Raw genomic sequence first — 23793 nt, forward strand, 5'->3', positions numbered from 1 at the left:
ATCACTTTGATGGTTTGCATATTGAGATAAAGATAATGCGAATGATAATTATTCATTAGCATACAGTCAGTTGTTGTTCCATTAGTAAAGGCAGTTCAGGAGTTAGATGAAAAACAAAACGCAGCAGTGAAGCAATCCGATTTTCAAAAATTAAAAGAAGAAAAATGCGCAATTGAAAAACGAAATCGAAACCATGAAATCATGCCTTGAAACACTTTGTAACAATAGTGAAATAACAAACACTTCTAACCTCGAACTTCAAACTTCAAACTATCTTCTCCAAAACAATCCCAATCCTTTCAAAGAAAACACAACCATTGGTTTTACATTTATCAAATTCTAGCAAAGGATTGCTTAAAATATTTTCGATGAATGGCGAGGAGATAAAGTCGTTTGTGATTTCAACAAAAGGAAAAGGACAAATTGAAATTGCAGGCAACACACTTGCACCGGGTGTTTATACCTATGTGTTGATTGTGGATGATAAAACAGTTGATACCAAGCAAATGGTGGTAACTAAATAATCCACTCACCCCTTCAAGGGTTTTAAACCCTTGAAGGGGTTTATTATAAAAAGGAATAATTAATTTTAATTAAACGCTTTAAACAAAAAAAAATCATTATGAAAAAATTAATCATCTTATCCGTTGCAATAATGTTTGCAGCCACCATGCATTCAGTTGCACAAAACACATTTCCTTCATACGGAAGTGTTGGTGTTTACACCACAACACCAAACAGCTCGGCAGCATTGGATATTGATACCATTGGAAAAGGATTGCTTATTCCGCGTATGACAAAAGTGCAGCGCGATGCAATCGCAACACCTGCAACAGGCTTGCTCATTTATCAAACCAACAGCACACCCGGGTTTTATTTTTACTCGGGCTCAGCTTGGACTGCAATAAATAATGGAGCCAATAAAACATTAAACAATCTTACTGCTCCAACAAAACTGAATCAGGATTTATTGCCCGACACCAACAACACAATTGATATCGGTTCTGCATCGTATCGTTATAAAAATGTTTATCCAACAACATTAATATTTCCGGATGCAACATGGCAGACCACTGCATTTATTCCTTACACTGCCGGTAGTGGAATAAGCATTGCAGGAAATACAATTTCCAGTACAGGGTCAAGTGGTGCTAACCTTAGTTTATCAAATCTTGCTTCTACAGCTATTAATCAATCATTAATACCGGCAGCAACAAATAATATCGATTTAGGTTCTGCAACGTATCGTTACAAAGATGTTTATCCGACAACTTTAATTTTTCCTGATGCAACAACTCAGTCAACAGCATTTGTTCCTTATACAAGTGGCAGCGGAATTAATATTACTGGAAATGTAATTTCAAATACGGGCGATGCAAATGGCACTGATGATGCTGACTTGAGTTTGTCAAATCTTACAACCACATCTGTTAATCAATCGCTGTTGCCATCAACAACCAACTCAAAAGATTTGGGCAGCAGTTCACTTTCATGGAAAGATGTTTATCCAACAACCATTAAGTTTCCTGATGCTACAACACAGTCAACTGCATTTGTTCCTTATACGAGTGGAAGCGGAATTAGTATTACGGGAAATGTAATTTCAAATACAACTGGTGGAACAGTAACAAGCATTACCGCAGGAACCGGATTAACAGGGGGAACCATTACTAATTCAGGAACTGTTGCATTAGCCAATTCAGGTGTTACAGCTGGAACTTATGGAACCTCGGGAACCATTCCTGTAATTACTATTGATGCTACAGGCAGAGTAACCTCAGCTTCTACTATTGCTCCTTCGTTGGCTTTGGCCAATAAGAATTTATCAAATCTGCTCACAACATCAATCAATCAATCTTTAATACCCTCATCAAACAATTCAAAAGACTTAGGCAGCCCTTCCTTAGCTTGGAATGTTGTTTATCCAACAAGTATAAAATTTCCGGACGCATCAATACAATCAACTGCGTTTATTCCTTACACAAGCGGCAGTGGAATCAGCATTGTAGGAAATGTTATCTCAAGTACGGTTGCAGGTGGCGCTAACTTAAGTTTGTCAAATCTTACCGCCACATCAATCAATCAATCATTGTTACCATCTTCAAACAACACAATTGATTTAGGTAGCAGTACGCTTGCATGGAAAAATGTTTTTGCAAAGGGAAGTATTAATACAGATTCAGCTTATAAGATTAATGGAAAGCAAGTTTTAAGCACTAAAGGCTCTAATAATTTATTTGTTGGTGCTGATGCTGGCATAGTGAATACAGGATATAGTTAACAGCGATTGGTAAATCATCATTAATAGCTACACTTCAGGAGTATAACACAGCGATTGGTGCTGATGCACTTTTTGCAAACCTTTTCGGAATTAATAACACAGCAATAGGATATAACGCGCTATCATTTAATCCATTTGGAGATAATAACACAGCAATTGGAATAAGTGCTGGAACCACAATCGCAGATGGTTCCTACAATACCTTTATTGGAGACAGTTCCAATGCAGCATCTAACATTCAGAAAAATGCTACAGCTATTGGTTCACATGCTTTAGTAGCGGCTGACAACTCTATGGTATTGGGCAGTATTGGAGTTAATGGTGCAACAAATAGCGTAAATGTTGGAATTGGAATTAGTGCGCCAACTTCTTCATTACATATTAAAGGGCAAGGAAGCACATCTGCTACTTCGGCACTAACTATTCAAAACTCTTCTGCAACGAATTTAGTAGTTGTTAAAGATAATGGAAATGTTGGTATAGCTACTTCTTCCCCTGCCAAAAAATTACATGTTTTTGATGGATTGTCGGGCGGTACACCAGCCTATTTCGATGGAATTCTGATTGAAAACAACAATACAACATTTTTACAATTCCTTACACCAAATAACACCCAAAATGGAATTTTATTTGGAACGGCAGCAGATGCATTCAGTGGTAGTATCACATACAATTATATAGGTAACAAAGGTTTGTCTTTTGGTTCAAATGGTAATGCTTCTAAGATGGTTTTAGATAGCATAGGCAATGTAGGCATAGGTACTCTACGCCCGCTAAGCGACTACATGTAGTTAATACAGGTTTATCAGGTGGTACACCAAACAGTAATGCAGGTATAGTTTTAGAAAGTAATACCACAACATATTTGCAATTACTTTCTCCAAATGCAAGTGATAACGGAATTTTATTTGGCACTGCTGCAAGCGCTGTAAGCGGTGGCATTTTATACAATGCAGCAGGCAACAAAGGATTTCTATTTCGCACCAATGGTAATTCAACTAAGATGGTTATTGATAGCAGCGGCAATGTTGGAATTGGTACAACAGCACCTGCTTTTAAATTGCAGGTATCAACCAACTCAGCAGCAAAGCCAACATCAAATACGTGGACCATTGCAAGTGATGCACGCTTAAAAACCAATGTGCACGATTACAAAGAAGGATTAGATGCATTGAAAAAAATACATCCTGTTTGGTTTACGTACACAGGAGAAGCCGGCATGCCAAAAGAAACCGGAGTAGGTGTGCTTGCACAAGAACTAAAAGAAGTAGCACCATACATGGTAGGTACATGGAATTACCTTGATGACAATAATAAGTCAACAGAATATTTAAGTGTGGATAATGGTGCTATGACCTATATGCTGATAAACAGTGTGAAGGAGTTGGACAGTAAAGTTCAAAGTTCATTGGTTCAAAGTTCAAAGTTAGAACAGCTTGAAAAGGAAAATCAAGCATTGAAAAACAAAATAGAAGAAATGAGCGCTTGCCTCGAAACACTTTGCAATAATTCTTTAGAAACAAAAACTCAAAACTCAGAACTCACAACTTTGAACTACCTCGAACAAAACAATCCCAATCCTTTCAAAGAAAACACAACAATAGGTTTTTACATTTCATCAAATTCTAGCAAAGGATTGCTTAAAATATTTTCGATGAATGGTGAAGAGATAAAGTCGTTTGTGATTTCTACAATAGGAAAAAGTCAAATTGAAATTTCAGGCTATACACTTGCACCGGGTGTTTATACTTATGTGTTGATAGTAGATGATAAAACAGTTGATACGAAGCAGATGGTGGTAACGAAATAAGAGGAACTGTCATTCCGAGGAACGAGGAATCTGGGCTCATAAAATGCAGATGCTTCGTTCCTCAGCATGACAAACACTTGAGTAAGGCAGCGAGTTTAAATAAAAGATTCCGGCTGCTTAATTTTAAAATCAAATTAATACAAAACAATAAATTCTTAAAGCAAAATTCTCTATGAAAAAACTAATACTCTTAGCTGTTGCAACTATGCTTGCAACCATCATGCAATCAAACGCACAAACAAACACATTCCCAACATCAGGTGCTGCTGGTATTGGTACTGCAACACCCAATGCTTCATCCTTACTCGATGTAACATCAACAACAAAAGGAGTTTTAATTCCTCGCATGACACTTGCACAACGCAATGCTATTGCGTCACCTGCAACAGGTTTGCTGATTTATCAAACCAACAGTACACCGGGTTTTTATTACTACTCAGGTACTGCATGGACAGCAGTTCAGAAAAAAGCCTGGGGGCTAAGCGATAATAGCAACACCAACAGTACCAATAATTTTATAGGCACTTTGGATGCCCAACCTTTGGTTTTCAAAATAGAAAATAAAAAGTCAGGCATAATAGATCCTGCAGTAATTACTGGCAACACTGCATTTGGTTTTGAAGCTTATTCATCAGATGTGAACGGAGGCTCCAGGAATGCTGCTTTTGGTTACCAATCACTTAAAGCTAACAATGGTGGGTATAGCAACACTGCAATGGGCGCTAACACGTTAAGTCAAAATACAACGGGCCACGAAAATACAAGTATCGGTACACGGGCGTTATCAGCAAATACTATTGGCAATTCAAACACGGCCATTGGATTTGAATCGTTGGTTGCAAATACAACCGGGGACAATAATACCGCAGTAGGCAGGTCATCGTTGACTAACAATACTACAGGTACAGAAAATACTGCTGTTGGAGACAGAGCAAGTTTTTTCAATACAACCGGATCAGGTAATACGGCATTCGGTAAAAATGTTTTGAATTTTAATTCGCAAGGTTCTAACAATGTTGCTATTGGCAATTCAAGTCTTCTAAAAAATTTGAATGGAAATTCAAATGTTGCAGTTGGTGTTAATGCAATAGGAGGCCTCATACAGGCAAGTGTTAATGAAAATGTAGCTATTGGATTCGAGGCACTTGCAGATGCAAAAGGCAATGGAAATCCCGCAATTGGATTTGGGTCACTAACACTTTATGAAGGCACCGCAACAGCGGCCAATACCGCAGTGGGGCACTTGGCAATGAATGGTACAACTAATGGTGGTGGAAATAGTGCATTCGGAGATAGCACATTGTATAACTGCGACTTCGGAACATTTAATACCGCCTTTGGTAGTTCTGCACTCTATTCCAATACAATAGGCGGTAACAATACCGCTGTCGGTTATCATGCATTGTATCAAAACACAACAGGTGCTGGCAACATTGCAGCTGGTTATAATGCTTTAGCTGGTAATATTTTCGGGGACAATAATATTGCCGTTGGATTCAATGCTCTAAAATCATCAACTTCTGGCGATGAAAACACCGCCATTGGTGTAAATGCTATGGGAAACACGGTGAGCGGCCTCTCCAATGTTGCTATTGGCGAAAGTGCTTTATTAGGCAATCAATCGGGCTCATTTAATACTGCAATCGGAAAAAACGCAAATGTTTCAAATGGTAATTTTTCGAATAGCACTGTTATTGGTTTTAATGCCGTAGTTGATGCCAGCAATAAGGTCCGCGTTGGCAACACCTCTATTGTAAGTATAGGAGGTGCTGTAGCCTGGACAAGTTTATCTGATGAGCGGATAAAGGAGCATATATTGGAAAACGTACCCGGACTTACATTTATAAATGAACTGCGCCCCGTTACTTACCATTTTAATGTTGATGCTCAAAATGAACTGATGGGAGTTATAGATACTATTGATTTTGAGGGTAAATACGCAATTGAAAAAATACAGTTTAGTGGTTTCATTGCTCAGGAAGTAGCAGCAGCAGCACACAAAACAAATTACGATTTCAGCGGTGTTGATACTACCGGAAAATTAATGGGACTTCGTTACAGCGAATTTGTGGTACCGCTTGTAAAAGCTACTCAGGAGTTGGATGAAAACTTAAAGAATGCCATTGTTGATTTGAAGCATGAGAACGAAAAAATAATTACAGACTTAAAAGAAATAGATAAGCGTATTGCAGAAATTCAAAATTATATTTCAGATCAGCAAAGCAATTCAAACAAGCAGAAATTGAAAGCGGTTGAAAATCAAAACGTATTATCAGTTTCACCCAACCCTTCATCCGGAAGAATTTGTATTCAGTATCATTTAGCAAATAAAAGTTCTGATGCAGCAATTAATTTAATTGATGAAAATGGAGTGCTATTAAAGTCAATTTCACTTTCAGAAAATCAATCGTCATTAGAACTTGACCTATCCATTTATAACAGCGGCAGTTTTATCGTCCAATTAATAAATGAAAATACTGCTTTGGTAATTCAAAAGGTGATATTGAATAAATAAACCTATCAATTGCAATTAAAAAAAATGAACTACTAAAATTTATTAAAATGAAAAAGCTAATTATTTTACTACAAATACTTTTATCAAGTGCTATTGCTACTGCTCAAAATATTTTCCCTATAAACGGAATTGTTGGCATTGGCACAGCTATACCAAATGCCTCAGCAGCATTGGACATCACTTCTGCTAATAAAGGAATTTTAATTCCCCGAATGACAAAAGCGCAGCGAGATTTGATTCTATCTCCTGCAGAAGGACTACTCATTTTTCAAACTAATAACCTAAAAGGTTTTTACTATTTTACAAATGGCGGTTGGAGTTCCTTAACAACACGAAGTTGGAACTTAACCGGTAACACAGGAACGAATGGCAATATTGATTTTATTGGAACAACAGATTTAAAACCGTTGGTTTTTAAGGTGAATAATAAGCTGTCAGGATTGATTGATCCGTCCATAACAACACAGAATACTTCTTTTGGCTATGAGACATCGTTTAATAATACAGGAAATTCAGAAAATTCAGCATTTGGATATTTTGCATTTACCTCTAATGCAATTGGTAATGGTAATACGGCTTTTGGTGCCGAAGCGTTAACATTAAATCTTGAAGGCAATGAAAACACAGCAATTGGAAGAGATGCATTATTTAACAACACCTTTGGCAGCAGTAATACTGCTGCGGGTTTTGAAGCATTGTTAGCTAATACACTAGGAGGTAACAATACTGCTGTGGGTGCAAAGTCTTTGAGCAATAATATTGGCAGTAGCGAAAATACGGCAGTAGGTAACGAGGCACTTTTTTCATGCACCAGCGGCTTTGGCAATTCGGCTATTGGGTTTTCAGCATTACGCATGTTAACCACCGGTTCATCAAATGTGGCTGTTGGTGCTCATTGTATGGAGGCAACTACAACAGGTTCAAATAATGTAGCTATTGGTTTGTTTGCGCTGTTGTTTAATACCACAGGTAATAATAACGTAGCAGCCGGCAGTGAGGCATTAGAATTTAATACTACCGGAAGTGGTAATACAGCTGCCGGCTACAAAGCATTATATCAAAACTTAACAGGTACAGGAAATACCGGAGTAGGAAAAAATGCACTGCTAAATAATACCATTGGCGATGGAAATTCAGCATTTGGTGATGGTGCACTTATAGCAAATACTACCGGTGATTATAATACTTCGGGTGGCTGGCGATCAATGAATAGCAATCAAACCGGCAACTTCAATACCGCATTTGGTGTACAGGCTTTACATACAAATACAACAGGCAGTAGAAACACCCATTTAGGCATCATGTCGTTGGGAACAACTACTGCCTATAATAACAGCACCTCAATATATACACAAGGACCATTTGTAACAGCTATACAACCTGACGGGGGCAACACAGGTATAGCGGCCATTATCTCTAGTGGTACCGGTAATACTGGGGTTGGCGGTGGCAATGCGAGTTCCTGCACTAATAGTACATGGATAAATGTTGCTGCTAATTTTTCGCCAACCGAAATCAATACTACTGCAATTGATTATTTAGATAATGGTGCAGATACAAACATTGTAAGACTTGGCAGGAACACTGCAACTTCAATAGGTGGACAGGTATCCTTTTCTAATTTGTCAGATGCTCGCATAAAAACGAAAATACAGCAAAATATACCCGGTCTTGCATTTATAAAAAAGCTAAAGCCGGTAACCTATAACATCAATTCATCAAAACTGATAGCGTTGACATGTGGCAACAAATCCGACACATTAAAATGGGTTAATAAAAATTTAGATGAAATACGTTTCACCGGATTTATTGCACAACAAGTGAAAGCAGCTGCTGATGAAACTAACTTCGATTTTAGCGGATATGATTATTCAGATGATATAGCCGGTTTACGTTATAGTGAGTTTGTTGTTCCGCTGGCAAAATCCATTCAGGAACTGGATGCAAACATGAAAAATGAAATGCAGCAACTGGAAAAACAAAATGCATCATTAAAAGCAGAAGTAAGCAAAAGGATGGAAGTGCTGGCTGAACTGCAAAAAATAGTATTCAGCCAAAAGTAAAAGTGTTTCTCTTAAAGTTTATGAAAATGACTTTTAAAAAGCAACAGTTTTTAATGCTCTACAAAAGCAAAAAAAATATTAACCTTACAATAAAGGTCTTTAATAAAAATGCAAACCTCGGAGGCATTAATTCAATCCCAAACAATAAATTCTTAAAATAAAAAAAATTATGAAAAAACTAATTGTCTTAGCTGTTGCAGCTATGCTTGCAACCAGTATGCATTCAATTGCACAAAACACATTTCCTGCTACGGGCAGTGCAGGCGTTTACACAACAACGCCCAACAGCTCAGCGGCATTGGATATTGATACTATTGGCAAAGGGTTGCTTATTCCGCGTATGACCCTTGTGCAACGCAATGCAATCGCAACACCTGCAACAGGCTTGCTCATTTATCAAACCAACAGCACACCCGGGTTTTATTTTTTAACGGAACTGCATGGACTGCTATAAATAATTCTGCCAATAAAACTTTAAGCAATCTAACTGCTCCAACAAAACTGAATCAGGATTTATTACCCGATACCAATAACACTATAGATATTGGTTCGGCTGCTTTTCGTTATAAAGATGTTTATCCAACAACAGTAAAATTTCCCGATGCAACTACACAATCAACTGCATTTGTTCCTTATACGAGTGGAAGCGGAATTAGTATCACGGGAAACGTTATAGCAAATACAGGTGATGCAAATGGTGCTGATGATGCAAACTTAAGTTTGTCAAATCTCTCTGCAACATCCATCAATCAATCGTTAGTTCCTTCTACAAATAACTCTAAGGATTTAGGCAGTAGTTCGTTCCCTTGGAATGTTGTTTATCCAATAAGCATAAAATTTCCGGATGGATCAATACAATCAACTGCATTTGTTCCTACGGCTATCAATCAATCCTTGTTGCCATCAACGAACAACACAAAAGATTTAGGCAGTGGTTCGCTTGCATGGAGAGACATATATTTTGATGGTTCTCTTTTTAGTTCAAGTGGGAGAGTTTTCAACGCTGGAGTAAATAACGTTGCAATAGGAAGGGGAGCTCTTTTTAGTAATTTTACAGGTTTAAACAATATTGCGATTGGTGATAGTGCATTGTCATATAATACAAGTGGTCAATCAAATATAGCAATTGGTATTAATGCATTATTAAATAATGTTAACGGAGGTGCTAATATAGCTATAGGTGCATGAGCCTTGCAATCCAATACAAGCGGTGCCAACAATGTGGCTGTAGGAGGCCTCTCTAGTAATACATCTGGAAACGATAATACGGCTGTGGGTATTGCTGCCTTATCAACTAACACAACAGGCTTTCAAAACACCGCAGTAGGTCGAAGCGCTTTAAACTTCAATACAACAGGAATTAACAACACAGCTGTTGGCCGCAGAACTTTAAGAAACAACTCAACAGGTGATTTTAATACGGCAATGGGTGCAAGCGCATTACAAAGTAATACTACCGGAACAAATAATACAGCCATTGGCGACAGTGCATTGTTTAGTAACTCTACTGCATCAGGAAATACTGCAACAGGACGAAAAGTTTTATTGAACAACAATGGAACAAACAACTCAGCATTTGGTACGCAAACAATGGAAAATAATACGACAGGAAGCGCAAACTGTGCATTTGGGGCTTCGGCCTTACTTTTCAACACTACAGGAAACAATAATGTTGCTGTTGGTTTGAATGCCTTAGGTTCAAATACGGTTGCGAATAACAATACTGCCTTAGGAACAAATTCTCTTAAATTTAACGTAACCGGGATTAACAACACTGCTGTCGGCTATCTGGCATTGGAGGGTAGCAATTCAGGATTTTTAAATACTGCATTGGGCGCACAAGCACTTAAAAATTGCGATTTAGGTAATAATAATACCGCTGTTGGAAATAATGCCTTATTAAATAATCGCTCAGGTGATGACAATGTTGCTTTAGGCTTAAATGCCCTATTAACAAACACAACTGGAAATAAAAATGTGGCAGTCGGAAATCTTAGTTTACAAAACAATATAAGCAGCTCAAATACAGCCGTTGGTTTTAGTGCATTAAAAAATAATACTAACGGCAATTTAAATACAGCATTAGGAGAGAATGCCTTAAGTAGCAATACAACCGGTGATAATAATACAGCAATAGGTGATAGTGCAATGCAAAACAATATAAGTGGAACAAACAATGCAGCAGCAGGAAGAAATGCAATGCTCAAAAATACAACCGGGGCAGAAAATGTCGCATTTGGCGCCCGAGCCTTGGAGCAAAACACTTCAGCTTCGTCCAACTCTGCCTTTGGATATTTGGCTCTAAAGGCAAATACAACTGGTGATGGAAACACTGCAACTGGGAGATCAGCAATGGCGTCAAACACAACCGGCTTTGACAATACTGCATCCGGTGCCGGATCTTTACAAAACAATACAACCGGCCAAAACAACACATCAATTGGCACGCTTTCATTAAATTTTAATTCAACTGGCAATTCTAATACAGCTACGGGAAGGTATGTGCTACGCAGTAATACCTCCGGTAATAACAACGCGGCATTTGGAGATAGTGCATTGGCTTCAAATACTACAGGGGCATCAAACACTGCTTTGGGGTTTAAAGCATTTGCTACAGGTGCAACATTTTCTAACTCTACTGCACTTGGTGCTAACAGTGCAATTACAGCAAGTAACATAGTAAGGGTTGGTGGCACAGGTACATTAAGCATTGGAGGACCGCAAAATTGGACAGCTGTTTCGGATGGCAGATACAAGTTGAATGTTGAAGAAAATGTTCCGGGAATTGATTTTGTTAATAAACTCAGACCGGTTACTTACCAACTTAATGTTACAAAGCTTGATGAATATTATGGAACCACAGAGTCGTCAAATGCAGAAGAAGCAAAGGCCAAAGAAATTCAGGCCACCATTGTACAAAGTGGGTTTATTGCACAAGAAGTAGAAAGAGCCGCCATAGATCTTAATTATGATTTCAATGGAGTGGATGCGCCAAAAAATTCCAAGGATATTTACGGTTTACGATATGCTGCCTTTGTTGTGCCTTTGGTGAAATCAGTTCAGGAACTTTCAAAAATAAGCGAAGACCTTAAAAAAACGAATGCCGAATTGAAAATTGAAAATACAAATCAGCAATTAGCAATAGGCAATTTGCAAAATGAGAATCAGGTTTTGAAAAATGAAATTGCAGAAATGAAATCATGCCTTGAAACACTTTGCAATAATTCTTTAGAAACAAAAACTCAAAACTCAGAACTCACAACTTTGAACTACCTCGAACAAAACAATCCCAACCCCTTCAAAGAAACCACAACAATCGGTTTTTACATTTCAGCATCATCAAGTAAAGCAACGCTTAAAATATTTTCGATGAATGGCGAGGAGATTAAATCGTTCATCATTTCAACAAAAGGAAAAAGTCAAATTGAAATTGCAGGCAATACACTTGCACCGGGTGTTTATACTTATGTGTTGATTGTAGATGATATGACTGTAGATACGAAGCAGATGGTTGTAACAAAATAACACTTATAGCACTTAAAGTGCTATAAAAACTAAACAGCAGCCTGCATAATAAAATGTGCAGGCTGCAAATTTTAACCTCAACACAAACACTTTAAACCGCTGTTAGAGAATTGGATTAAGGAATTCACCCATCAAGCTCAATTACTATTTTGATAAGAATGCAATAAGAATTACAGTTGCAAACTTCCACTATAAACTAGCGGCAGATTATATCATTGATAATTTTATGCGCTAATTGACTACTCCAATCAAGCAAAACAAATACTTTTGTCTGGTGAGCATTGCAACAATTGTTGCAATGAATAACAAACACACAAATTAACAAGAAACTAAAATTCAGGATTTGATTTGGTTGGTTGTACCAATAAATTAGTTTTTGCATTCATCTTTTTGCTTGCTGCAAGCAGTTGAAGATAATTAACATAAAACAATCGCCTTACTACCTGCAACCAACAACTAGGCACCTGCCTGCAACTTAATTTTGAATTGAACTATAACATAACTCAAATCTATCTGCTGCAAAAAATATGAAACTTAAACTATACCGCACTATGCATACACCACACAAGCACATCCTGCACCTAACATTTACGCGCTTGTTGCTCTTATACCTTGCCTTTAACCTCTGTTCGTGCGGTAATCAACCTGCGGTTGAAGATGCTACTTCTTCCATTCCGGTTACAACAACTGCGAATTCGCATTTATCCGATTCAGTTTACAAAATCACAAGCCCCACTTCCGCTGCACATAGTTACTATAGCTATATACCTTCGTCATTGGGTACTATGCCCTACCCGGTAATTTTATTTTTCGATCCTCATGGAGATGGTAGTTTGCCACTACACAAGTACAAGGAAGTAGCTAATCAATTTGGTTTTGCCATGTTAGGCTCTAATAATTCGATGAATGGCAATGACTGGAACACCACCAATAAGCTTGTACGCATAATGCTAACGGATGCGTTTTCTATTTTCAATGTTGACTCTACCAAATTATTTGCAGCAGGATTTAGCGGTGGCGCCAAAGTAGCCTGTTATGCAGCATACAATTATCCGCTTATCAAAGGGGTGATAGCAAATTCGGCATTGCTTACTCCCAAAGAGGTAAAGAGTGACCTTAGCCGTACCAAATTTATCGGGCTTGCCGGAGATGCCGATATGAATTACATTGATGTCATGTCGGGGATCAATCAATTGCGAAACCAGCAAGTACCTGCTCATCTTATTGTATATCATGGCAAGCACGAATGGTGCGATGTGAATCAATTTGCGCAAGTTGTATATGGATTGTATTTATATTCTTTTGATAAAGATGAGCAGGCATCGCAATCAGATTTTATTACTGGCTTTCGTGCCATGATGGACTCCTGTATTGCTGCGGAGCATGACGATATTTTATATAAGGTAATGCATTTAGGTACGGCTTACAATTTTCTTCAACAACTTGATACCGATAAAAGGTATGAGTCGCAACTTGCTGCATTGTACGCAAGTTCAGAGTATAAGGCAGCTGTAGCGCAAGGGCAGCAAGAATTGAATATTGAAATGGAGATGAAAAACAAAATCTCTTCTTTGTTTCAAAGCGGAAACTTTGGTCAGTTGGCTAACGAATATGGGCAGATAAAGAAATTGCAGCAAAGTAAGGACAAGGCAAGTATCATGTATGAGCGGGTACTTGGTTATATGAGCCTGGCAGCCTATAGCATCAGCAAAAATTTATTGGAGCAAAAAGCGCCACAAGCCAAAGAAGCAATTGACTTATACAAAACTGTTGACTCGCAAAATGCAGAAGCCTGGTTTTTTTCGGCAAAGTATCATGCTCAAAACAAGGAAACTGATAAGGCAATTTCAGAATTAAACATGGCGTTACAATTTGGCCTTGTTGATACTATGCGAATTCACACAGATGCCGACCTGAAAGAAATACCACGATAATCAAGTTTAATTGTACAAGTTGTTCTAAAAATAGTTTTACTATTTTTCTCTTATAATGAACTTGAAGCAAATATTACTTTGGTGCTTTAATAAACCCCCACCTTAAATACCCTCCTCCTATAACGCTTATCCTCCACAACCAACATATACACTCCCCGTGACAAAGCTGCTGCACTTATTTCATTTTGTACTAGGTTATCTTGCATTACTACTTTGCCCATCGCATTTATTAGCGTAAAGCTAAGATTATTTTCTGTGGTATTTATTTTAATTGCTTTATCTATGGCATTGTACCACGGGTTTATTTGTAACTCTGGTAACTCGTTTAGTGAGGTGGCAGTGCAGTCTATAACGGATACGTCATCTAAAAGGTAGTAGGCACTAGGTTCCAACCATGATTGAATACTGTCAAATTTCAACGAACTGTCAGGTCGAAAACACCCAAGTGTAATAAATTGTTCTCCACCATTTGCTATAAAAAAACCAGAAACTTCCATCCAATTCATTGTGTCTGACAATATATTACCTGAATTGTTTTCAATTTGAGGATTTAAATTAAATAGATAGTTGCTATCTGGATTAATGCTATCTATACTAAAGAACGCGCCTATTTTATCAATTGAAATATGACAATTATTACAACTACTTAGAAATAATTGCACGAAGTATTTATGCTGAGATTTAAGTGAATCGACTAATTTGCCTGTTACTAATTCTTTTGAATTAATTAAGTTAGGAAACAAACTTGTTGCAAAGCCTGCATATGCAAACCCACTATGAGGATATTGAAATCCCAACAGTGTTGAAGGTAGAGGGACTGAACCACATCCGTTTGTATACACATAACTAAAATAATCAGGAGAATTAATAGATTGATACCATCCAACACAAGGCAACTTTGGCCATGAATTATTCCAAACACTGCAAGATACTGTATCCTCAAATGAAGGATTAAATACTAAATTCTGGTTCATCCCTTTATAACCTAAGGATAGGAAAGCGAACAAAATAAAAACATTCATTTTCATAGTATGCAGGCTTATTTACTAATAAGGAGTTTATTTCGATATTCAATTTTCGTATTCTTTAATTTGATTAAAATTATATAGGAGCCGTTCGAAAACTTTTTGGTATTAATACGCTCAAGCGGCTCTACATGGCTGTTGTAGTAAATATTTTGTCCTACAGTATTTTCAATTGAAATTTCAAAGCTTTCGTCAATACTTGACTCTACTGAAAAATATTCAAAAGCTGGATTTGGATAAATTTTTATTTCCATATCATTTTTTTGGAAGGCTTGATCAAATTTAATTCTATTGATTTGATTTGTAAAATCAGGCATATCCCAGCCCAACATTACTCTCGAAGTATATACAGCATCGCCACCTGATAGTGGATTTTCTGAAGCAACTGATTCGAGTAAATCTTTTTGTATTTGCGTTAATTGATATATACCAACAGCCCAGGTACTTAAATAAATTTCGTTCACGCTTTTTTCGTTTTCTTCAAAATGATTGATTGGACTAATCCATGAATTTACTGCTGATGCAAAAACACTAAGCGAGTCTTGAATAAGGGAATTAACAAAACTAAACATAGTTAGATTGGTTGTTGCAGCACTATCATAAAAATCTTGCAAAATAATATCACTTGAATATCCCGCATACATATAACTGCTATCTGCATCAAGAATTTGATATACCTCTTTTTTCAATAAATATTTTTCATCAATTGATAGATTAGCATAATTACCACTTTCAGATACGATTTCTGCCATTCGCTGATTAGGGCAGCTGGGGCAAGGCACTTCACAATCATTAGTAGCATTTTCAAGCTGATACGTTACAAACGCCAAAGGTTGCATATAACTGTTTTGTGGTGTATAAGGTATGGTGTAATTTAAATTTCTTGTAAACCAATTAGGGTCTGGGCTTAAATTATCTCTTTGAAAAGCAAAAAAACCTGTTAAAGGAAAGTACCACGTATTCTCCTGTGCTGCTGCTGCACTGCCCTGGTCGCCAATATTACTTGCATCAAATCTAACTCCAAGGCGGCAGGTATCCATTTGGTTGCAGTGTACGGTGTTGGTCATTTGTGTGTTAAAGAAGCGGATGGCGCTGCCACCAACTGCACTTGTATTTATATGATTAAACATTGTATTTATTTTTATAATCAATAAACCCCCACCTTAAATACCCTCCTCCTATAACGCTTATCCTCCACAACCAACATATACACTCCCCGTGACAAAGCTGCTGCACTTATTTCATTATTTAGTAGTTTGCCTTGCATTACTACTTTGCCCATCGCATTTATTAGCGTAAAGCTAAGATTATTTTCGGTGGTGTTTATTTTAATTGTTTTATCTATGGCATTGTACCATACGTTTACTTGTAGCTCTGGCAGCTCATATAGGGTAACGGCAGTGCAGTCAATTACGGAGATGTCATCGAGGAAGTAGTATGCGCCAGGCTCACTCCAAATTAAAGCACTATCCATAGTTAAAGCACTATCAGGCCTGAAACAACCAAGTGTAATAAATTGTTCTCCACCATTTGCTATAAAAAATCCAGAAATCTCCATCCAATTCATTGTATCAGATAACATCAAATTTGCGGGATTTTCAATTTGCGGGTTTAAATTAAATAAATAGTTACTATCAGGATTAATACTATCTATACTAAAGTAAGCCCCAATTTTATCAATGTGTATATGACAATTATTGCAAACATTTACATAAAAAGATGTATAATATTTATGATTAAAAATCAAAGGATTAGATAATTTACCAGTAATTAATTCCTTAGCATTCACGAAATTGGGAAAATAACTTGAAACAAAACCAGCACAGTTATTGCCACTCTTTGCCAATTGATACCCTAATAATATATTTGGAAATGGAGAACAGCCACACCAGGGAGTGTATTGTGTACTCCAAAAATCAGGTGAGCCAATGGATTGATACCAATTTTTACAAGGAAGATTTGGCCAATCGTTTAATGCCCATTGAGTACAAGTAACTGTGTCTTCGAAACTATGGTTAAGTACTAAATTTTGACACTTTGCACATAAATTATTTATAAGAAATAAAATGATCATGATTAAAGATTTAATACCAAAAAAAGAACTCATATCCTTTATTAATTACTTGTTTATTACCAATTTCAAAGAACCTAAATAGTTACCGTTAAGATAAGCAATAGCCAGATAAATTCCATTTGAAAGAAATTCTATATCAATGGAAAAATCATTCAAATTAGAGTGCTTATATATGAGACTTTCGCCTAAGACATTTTTAAACTCGATTGAATAGGCCTCGCTATCCTTATCTTCAAAATAAACATTAATAATATGATCTGCTGGATTTGGCGAAATGAAAAATTTGACTTTAAGTGCTTTAGAATTAATTTGAATATTGTCAGTTTTTCTATTGACATTATCTATAAAATCTACCATATCACAACCAAGCAAAACGCGGGCTGAATAAACTGCATCGCCACCAATCATTGGATTTTCGTTTGCTATACTTTCAAGTATGAGTTGTTGGTTATTATTAAAATAATAGATACCAATTGCCCAGGTATTTAAATAAATTTCATTTACCAATTTAAAGTTCTCCTCTTGATGATTTACAGGCACTACCCAATTATTTACAATACCTGCAAAAGCATTTAGTGAATCTGCGAGTAAATTGTTTACAATACTAAGCATACCAATATTTGTAGTGGCTAAGCTATCATAAAAGTTTTGCAACACTACATCACTTGTATAACCTGCATACATTAAGCTGCCATCTTCGTTGAGTGCATTATATATATCATTGGATAATGCATAATACTCATCGTTTGTTAGGTAGGCAAACTCTCCATTTCTTAATGCAATGTCTGCCATCCGTTCGTATGGACATCCCGGGCATGGCACTTCGCAATCATTAGTAGCATTGCCTAAAAAATAATTCACAAAAGATGTTGGAAACATGTAAATTATTTGAGGACTAAAAGGCAAACTCAGTGTAAGTGTACGCGTAAACCAATTAGGATTTGGACTTAAATTATCTCGATAAAATGCCAAGTGGCCTGATAGTGGAAAAAACCAAGTATTCTCCTGCGCAGCACCACCACTGCCTTGGTCACCAATATTACTTGCATCAAAGCGCACACCAATGCGGCAGGTATCCATTTGGTTGCAGTGTACGGTGTTGGTCATTTGTGTGTTAAAGAAGCGGATGGCGCTGCCACCAACTGCACTTGTATTTATATGATTAAACATTGTATTTATTTTTATAATCAATAAACCCCCACCTTAAATACCCTCCTCCTATAACGCTTATCCTCCACCACCAACATATACACACCCCGTGACAAAGCTGCTGCACTTATTTCATTATTTAGTAGTTTGCCTTGCAAGGTTGTTTTGCCAAGCATATCTAGTAGTGTATAATTTTCTATTTGCTCATTGGTGCTAATTACAAGTTTGTTATTTGTAGCATCATACCATACATTAAGTTTTGTATCTGCTATATCTGGCAGCGAAATTGCTGTGCAGTCGATTACGGAGATATCGTCTAGGAAGTAGTATGCTGCAATAATTGGCCATTGTATTATGCTATCAAATTGCAACAAGCTATCAGGTCTAAAACAACCTATTGTGATAAATGATTCTCCGCCAACAGAATTGAAATATCCACTTACTTCCATCCAGCCTATAGTGTCGCTTAAAATAACTCCTGCTGAATTTTCAATTTGAGGATTCATATAAAATAGATTACTAGTATCTGGATTTACACTATCATTACTAAAAAACATTCCAATTTTATCAATATGTAAATAACAACTATCGCAACTGTTTAAATACATTTTTGCAAAATATTTGTGACCTTGTATTAAGGGGGATGTTAATTTACCTGTTATGCATTCTTTTAAATTAATATAATTTGGAAAACCACTTGCCGCAAAGCCTGTGCAATTATCACCGCTTCTTGCAGTCTGGTATCCCGTGAAATTATTCGGAAATGGCGCGGTGCCACAACCAGGAGTATAAGTTGTTGACCAAAAGTCTGGTGATCCAATTGATTGATACCATGATACACTTTGCAATGAGGGTAGATTTCCTGAATTCCACCAAGTCTGGCAATCTAATGTGTCTTCAAAACTTGGATTAATAACTAAATTTTGAGCTTGACTACGATATAGGGTAATTGCATAGATACTTATCAAAATATACTTCATTTCAACTATTTGTTTAAAACTACAACTTTATTCACAGTTTGATTATTATCCACTGAGAATTTAACCATATAAACGCCATTCGTTAAATGTGAAATGTCAATTTCAGTAGATGAATCAATGCTTATATAGCATTTTGTTTTCCCTGTTAAGTCAATTAATTCAATTGTTGCATTTTCATTTTTTTCAAATTGGTAATTTATATACAACCTATTTCGTGCAGGATTAGGATAAATTTGAAACGACTTATATTTATTAGAACTAACTTCATTTGGCAAATGTCTTAAATTTGAATTAATAAAATCTGCAAAGTCCAATCCTAGCATTACCCTTGCTGTATATACGGCATACCCTCCTATTAAAGGGTTTTCATTTGCAATTTGACTAAGTAAATCCATTTGTTCTTGATTAAAAGTATAAATTCCAACCGCCCAAGTATTTATGTAAATATCATTGATGACTTTCATGTTATCTTCAAAATGATTAATAGGACTTATCCAGGAGTTTACAGCATTCGCGAACAATGCAAGAGAGTCTGCAATTAGGTCATTAACAATCAATAACATTTCCATATTCGAGTTTGATGCACTATCATAAAATTGTTTCAAAATCAAATCCGATGGATAACCCGCATACATCAAAGAAGTGTCACTTCTCAATTGTTCGTAAACACTATATTTCAAAAAATAAAGCTCATCTGACGTAAGTCCTGCAAATTCATTTTGTTCTGCAACTATATCAGCCATTCGTTGATCAGGGCAACCAGGACATGGAACTTCGCAATCATTAAATGAATTTCCTATTTGCGCAATAACAAACCCTACAGGAGACATTTGAAAAGGATTTGGTTGAAAAGGCAAGGCCATTGGCCCTGGTCGATAAAACCAATTTGGGTTTAGACTTAAAGCATCTTTATAAAAAGCAAAATAGGCCCCCACCGGATTCTGCGGAAAATACCACGCATTCTCCTGTGCTGCTGCTGCACTGCCCTGGTCGCCAATATTACTTGCATCAAAGCGCACACCTATGCGGCAGGTATCCATTTGGTTGCAGTGTACGGTGTTTATTTGTTGTGAGTTAAAGAAGCGGATGGCGCTGCCATGCGCGATAATAAATTACTTGTAATAGTTGATGTAGTTATGTTTTGCCCATTGATACCTAATACCTGATCGTCAATTGCACTGGTTGGATTGGGGCCATCTTTGTAAATATAATTTCGTGCTATATTTAAGTTTTGGCATTTATTAGCATTGATTCCGATATAAAATGTACCAGGGTTGGCAACTATATCGCTGTTAGTTAGGTTAATGCTATTGTCTGTTATACTTATATCATCCCAATTGGTAGTTACTATGCCTCGGGTAACACGCCTGATACTGTTATCGTATATAAATTGGGTAGGAGTAAATATGGCTAGTGCATTTACAGGGTTAGCAAAGCGGATGGCTGCAAAGGCTTGAGCAGTAACAAGGCTGCCGATATTAAAATTATTATTATGAATATCGATATTTGCATAAGATAGCAGGCTGCCCCATATACCGGTGCCGAAGTTGGTAATAAAGTTATTGTGTATATCATAAGTTGAATAGTTGGCATCAAACAAATTAATAGCCGTACCTGTAGAAGTACCTGTACTACCAGGTTGCGCCCGTATCCGGTTCATTTTATTATTAACAATAGTTGCAACTGCAGATCCATTAATATTTATTCCATTGTCACAGTTGTAAAAAATGTTCTCCCATAATTGTTGTCCATTGTCATTTTGTGGAGGCACATTAAAATCTCCAACGGTAATTCCCTTTATCACGTTTGATTTGAGCGCATTAATAGCATAACTTGGTGGGTACATAATATCATGTCGAAAAATATTTGTAAAGTCATTGTTATAAATTTCTATAGTGGTATTTGAAATATCAATAGCCATGTTCATATCTCTGAAATAGTTTCGATAGTTAAGAGCAGACACATTAGCATAATTCAAAGGTCTTCCAATAAATTGCCCGACACAATTTTTAAACCTTAAAGCAGTTTCGGGTCTTCTTCCTAAATATGGTCGTATTAAATTTGCAGGTACAGCAATTGTGAATACATCTTTTGATTCAAATATGCACTGCTCAACTGTACAATTATTAATAATTGTAGAATTTTCAACTAGTACCGATACATTGTTGGCATTAAACCTTGTATTGTTAAATAATCCTATCGTACAATTAGAGCCTGACACAGCAATTTGAGCTTCTTCAATGGTACTAAGTACAGACTGTAAAGAAGAACCATCATCCATCAAATAGAACGCCACATATATTCATGATTGCAGGTCATTATATGTGCGTCTGATAGAAAAAAGTCGGTACCGTTATTTACTACATGTATTACAGCGTCAGGACTCATTAGAACATCTATTTTTCCAAATTCAAAATCTTGATCCACTGTTAATGTACCACTAATACTAATTGTACTGCCAAAGCCTCCAACTGAGGCTTCATCTATTTGCGGATGAGGGCCACTTAAATTAAATATACCAGGATTAGTAGTTAGTAAATCTGTAATACTAGTATTTTGAATATTAAAAGTGCCATCGCAACATGCAAAAATTTCAAATATGGAGGATGCCGTACAACAACTACTGACATCATGAATGGTGAAGGTAATGGTACCGGATCCATTAAATGGAGCCACGTTAAAATTGATATTTGCAGTTGTACCGCTGCCAAAAATTGTTGTGCCATTGCCATTTGCCTGCCAGGAATAGTTATGACCTTGCAATGGGTTATCTACACTAAAAAGATGATTTGGATTGCAGGCATCATGCGGACCAATAATTTGAGGAGGAGTTAAGTTTACACCAAGCGAGAGTATGGAATAAGAAGAGGTAATCGTATTGCTGTTGCTGGCGGTAACTGTTACAGTATATGTTCCACTTGGTACATTGCTGATTGAATTGGTAGTATTACCATTATTCCACAGAAACGTATGGGGCGGTGGAAAAGTAATATTATTTAAACATCCACTATTGATCGTAATACCTCCTCCGGAAGTATTACAAATATTATCAATGGTTGCATCTAAATTATTAACTGGAAATAACCGAACATTATCTATCATCATCAATCCGGATACGGTGCTTTGTGGACAATTACCTTGGGTTATAGTTAGATTAGTGTCAGCAACAAAAGTCCCAATTATAATATGGTCTAAGCAATCTATTGTTGGAGTAAAATCCATAGTATAGGTTTGAACCGCTCCTTGACTAATAATCGGTGTTGTTAGCAGCATACTACTTCCATTAGGCAAGTTCAATGGATTTATCGTTGCATAATTGGTTAAAGGACCCTGAGTAAAAGCTACCTGTGCTTCAGAAGATCGACAAAGTAAAGTTGACATTCTTGCGTCAAAGCTTATTCTATAAGTAATGCCTGCATATAATGGATGTAATAGTTCTTGTTCAATATATTCACGACTAGGTCCATTTATATACAGGTCAGCCATGCCATCTGATGTAATAATAGGTCCACCATCATATATATTAAGGGTATTAGTTGTACAGCCAAAGTTGGTAGCGTTAATTACTAAATCAGGAGACCCAAAAAGTAGGATAAAACCAATTGCAAGAAATGCTAGGTAGGGGGAAAGATACACCGGCTAAATATTCAGGAGAGTTTGATAAAGGACATGTTATTATATCCTCAAATCCCCCATTATGAACAAGATTGCAAATTGGTGCATTGCATCCAAGTGTGCTTATGCCTGCAATGGTAATTTGTGATGAATAAATGTAGTTTTGACCATTATAATTTGCTCTTAATTGTAAATAGTAAGTACCAGGTAAAGCGTAAACTTTCTCGTAAGTTTGTGTGCCTGTTATAGCTACATCACAAGTATCACCAACGACAGGACTATGATCAGGGTATTCACCACATGGTAGCCCATTATTGATATAATAAATTGTATTGGAAGGAAACCCAGTCGAAGTATTAATAAATTGAACGGTATCACCAACTTGATAGTTATTACCTGCAAAACCCAACCCCAAGGTAGGCGTTTGACCATTTAACCTATTTATTCCGCATAACATTACACAGCAAGTAATTAGTAAAAATAATAATGGAGATGGTAGGCTTGAAGCTACACAATGTATTAAATTTGATTGTACCTTGTACCTTGTAATTGAATCAAATAGAAGTGTTCTAAAATTTAGCGCATTCATAGTTTTTATTTTTTAAAATTATACTTAAAAATACCGCACAATTAAAAAACCAATTAGGGGGCTTAAAACGTAAAGTAACACGAGCATGTTAGTGAAGCTTGATAATAAACATCGACCGAATTTATTTCTCATTGCAGCAAGGTTTTCCGATAAATGAATGGTTTTTTCAAAGAACCTAGTACAAAGAAAGCAAATAAATCATTAGTTGGTTGAAAAAATAAAAATATTTATTA

Annotated in this window: 20 protein-coding genes; 11 read left to right on the forward strand and 9 right to left on the reverse strand. The window is 36.6% G+C overall.

Translation table 11 applies throughout. From position 1 onward, the window contains the following. Window positions 1–172: 172 nt before the first annotated feature. The 11 genes from IPO27_00005 to IPO27_00055 all read left to right on the forward strand — a co-directional run bounded on the left by IPO27_00005 (window position 173) and on the right by IPO27_00055 (window position 14128). Window positions 173–343, forward strand: coding sequence for a hypothetical protein (locus IPO27_00005; GenBank protein MBK8845001.1), 171 nt, complete (start codon window positions 173–175; stop codon window positions 341–343). A 7-nt stretch (window positions 344–350) separates the two neighbouring features. Continuing rightward, complete coding sequence (locus IPO27_00010) at window positions 351–524, forward strand: hypothetical protein (GenBank protein MBK8845002.1); 174 nt, start codon at window positions 351–353, stop codon at window positions 522–524. A 98-nt stretch (window positions 525–622) separates the two neighbouring features. After that, window positions 623–2281, forward strand: a complete 1659-nt coding sequence (locus IPO27_00015; GenBank protein ID MBK8845003.1) for a hypothetical protein — start codon at window positions 623–625, stop codon at window positions 2279–2281. 293 nt (window positions 2282–2574) lie between these two features. Then, window positions 2575–3072 carry a hypothetical protein gene (locus IPO27_00020; GenBank protein MBK8845004.1) on the forward strand — a complete coding sequence of 166 codons (498 nt, stop codon included), beginning with the start codon at window positions 2575–2577 and terminating at the stop codon, window positions 3070–3072. A 74-nt stretch (window positions 3073–3146) separates the two neighbouring features. Continuing rightward, window positions 3147–4091 (forward strand): tail fiber domain-containing protein, encoded by a 945-nt coding sequence (locus IPO27_00025; protein ID MBK8845005.1) that lies wholly within the window; start codon window positions 3147–3149, stop codon window positions 4089–4091. A 172-nt stretch (window positions 4092–4263) separates the two neighbouring features. Beyond that, a complete protein-coding gene (locus IPO27_00030) occupies window positions 4264–6606 on the forward strand; it encodes a tail fiber domain-containing protein (GenBank protein ID MBK8845006.1) in 2343 nt (780 codons plus the stop codon). 47 nt (window positions 6607–6653) lie between these two features. Continuing rightward, window positions 6654–8669: a tail fiber domain-containing protein gene (locus IPO27_00035; GenBank protein ID MBK8845007.1), complete on the forward strand. Its 2016-nt coding sequence runs from the start codon at window positions 6654–6656 to the stop codon at window positions 8667–8669. Window positions 8670–8838: 169 nt separating this feature from the next. Beyond that, entirely contained in the window at window positions 8839–9123 is a 285-nt protein-coding gene (locus IPO27_00040) for a hypothetical protein (GenBank protein ID MBK8845008.1), read from the forward strand. A 266-nt stretch (window positions 9124–9389) separates the two neighbouring features. Continuing rightward, window positions 9390–9857 (forward strand): hypothetical protein, encoded by a 468-nt coding sequence (locus IPO27_00045; protein MBK8845009.1) that lies wholly within the window; start codon window positions 9390–9392, stop codon window positions 9855–9857. A 3-nt stretch (window positions 9858–9860) separates the two neighbouring features. Further along, window positions 9861–12194 carry a tail fiber domain-containing protein gene (locus IPO27_00050; protein ID MBK8845010.1) on the forward strand — a complete coding sequence of 778 codons (2334 nt, stop codon included), beginning with the start codon at window positions 9861–9863 and terminating at the stop codon, window positions 12192–12194. A gap of 527 nt (window positions 12195–12721) precedes the next feature. Further along, on the forward strand, window positions 12722–14128 hold the full coding sequence (locus tag IPO27_00055; GenBank protein ID MBK8845011.1) for a hypothetical protein: 1407 nt from the start codon (window positions 12722–12724) through the stop codon (window positions 14126–14128). An 86-nt stretch (window positions 14129–14214) separates the two neighbouring features. On the opposite strand, the gene IPO27_00060 is transcribed toward IPO27_00055, so the two are convergent. The 9 genes from IPO27_00060 to IPO27_00100 form a co-directional block, all read right to left on the reverse strand. After that, window positions 14215–15102, reverse strand: a complete 888-nt coding sequence (locus IPO27_00060; GenBank protein MBK8845012.1) for a T9SS type A sorting domain-containing protein — start codon at window positions 15100–15102, stop codon at window positions 14215–14217. Between the two features lie 65 nt (window positions 15103–15167). After that, window positions 15168–16283: a T9SS type A sorting domain-containing protein gene (locus IPO27_00065; GenBank protein ID MBK8845013.1), complete on the reverse strand. Its 1116-nt coding sequence runs from the start codon at window positions 16281–16283 to the stop codon at window positions 15168–15170. Window positions 16284–16300: 17 nt separating this feature from the next. Beyond that, on the reverse strand, window positions 16301–17227 hold the full coding sequence (locus IPO27_00070; protein MBK8845014.1) for a T9SS type A sorting domain-containing protein: 927 nt from the start codon (window positions 17225–17227) through the stop codon (window positions 16301–16303). A 45-nt stretch (window positions 17228–17272) separates the two neighbouring features. Continuing rightward, a complete protein-coding gene (locus tag IPO27_00075; GenBank protein ID MBK8845015.1) occupies window positions 17273–18397 on the reverse strand; it encodes a T9SS type A sorting domain-containing protein in 1125 nt (374 codons plus the stop codon). A gap of 17 nt (window positions 18398–18414) precedes the next feature. Next, the gene (locus tag IPO27_00080; protein MBK8845016.1) at window positions 18415–19356 is read right to left on the reverse strand and encodes a T9SS type A sorting domain-containing protein; all 942 of its coding nucleotides are present in this window, start codon (window positions 19354–19356) and stop codon (window positions 18415–18417) included. A gap of 5 nt (window positions 19357–19361) precedes the next feature. Beyond that, window positions 19362–20375 (reverse strand): T9SS type A sorting domain-containing protein, encoded by a 1014-nt coding sequence (locus IPO27_00085; GenBank protein ID MBK8845017.1) that lies wholly within the window; start codon window positions 20373–20375, stop codon window positions 19362–19364. 41 nt (window positions 20376–20416) lie between these two features. Further along, entirely contained in the window at window positions 20417–21652 is a 1236-nt protein-coding gene (locus tag IPO27_00090) for a hypothetical protein (protein ID MBK8845018.1), read from the reverse strand. Next, window positions 21637–22992, reverse strand: coding sequence for a hypothetical protein (locus IPO27_00095; GenBank protein MBK8845019.1), 1356 nt, complete (start codon window positions 22990–22992; stop codon window positions 21637–21639). Before IPO27_00095 ends, IPO27_00090 begins: the two co-directional genes overlap by 16 nt. Further along, window positions 22928–23560, reverse strand: coding sequence for a hypothetical protein (locus IPO27_00100; protein MBK8845020.1), 633 nt, complete (start codon window positions 23558–23560; stop codon window positions 22928–22930). The genes IPO27_00095 and IPO27_00100 overlap by 65 nt, the downstream gene beginning before the upstream one ends. Window positions 23561–23793 lie beyond the last annotated feature (233 nt).

Source organism: Bacteroidota bacterium (genome assembly GCA_016714535.1).
Classification (GTDB): domain Bacteria; phylum Bacteroidota; class Bacteroidia; order AKYH767-A; family OLB10; genus JADKFV01.

Bases quoted from the DNA above. Each gene is read 5' to 3' on its own strand.
- IPO27_00070 (MBK8845014.1), bottom strand. From the start codon at position 17,227: ATGATCATTTTATTTCTTATAAATAATTTATGTGCAAAGTGTCAAAAT.
- IPO27_00040 (MBK8845008.1), top strand. From the start codon at position 8,839: ATGAAAAAACTAATTGTCTTAGCTGTTGCAGCTATGCTTGCAACCAGT.
- IPO27_00100 (MBK8845020.1), bottom strand. From the start codon at position 23,560: ATGAATGCGCTAAATTTTAGAACACTTCTATTTGATTCAATTACAAGG.
- IPO27_00055 (MBK8845011.1), top strand. From the start codon at position 12,722: ATGAAACTTAAACTATACCGCACTATGCATACACCACACAAGCACATC.
- IPO27_00030 (MBK8845006.1), top strand. From the start codon at position 4,264: ATGAAAAAACTAATACTCTTAGCTGTTGCAACTATGCTTGCAACCATC.
- IPO27_00060 (MBK8845012.1), bottom strand. From the start codon at position 15,102: ATGAACCAGAATTTAGTATTTAATCCTTCATTTGAGGATACAGTATCT.
- IPO27_00080 (MBK8845016.1), bottom strand. From the start codon at position 19,356: ATGAAGTATATTTTGATAAGTATCTATGCAATTACCCTATATCGTAGT.
- IPO27_00065 (MBK8845013.1), bottom strand. From the start codon at position 16,283: ATGTTTAATCATATAAATACAAGTGCAGTTGGTGGCAGCGCCATCCGC.
- IPO27_00020 (MBK8845004.1), top strand. From the start codon at position 2,575: ATGGTATTGGGCAGTATTGGAGTTAATGGTGCAACAAATAGCGTAAAT.
- IPO27_00075 (MBK8845015.1), bottom strand. From the start codon at position 18,397: ATGTTTAATCATATAAATACAAGTGCAGTTGGTGGCAGCGCCATCCGC.
- IPO27_00035 (MBK8845007.1), top strand. From the start codon at position 6,654: ATGAAAAAGCTAATTATTTTACTACAAATACTTTTATCAAGTGCTATT.
- IPO27_00015 (MBK8845003.1), top strand. From the start codon at position 623: ATGAAAAAATTAATCATCTTATCCGTTGCAATAATGTTTGCAGCCACC.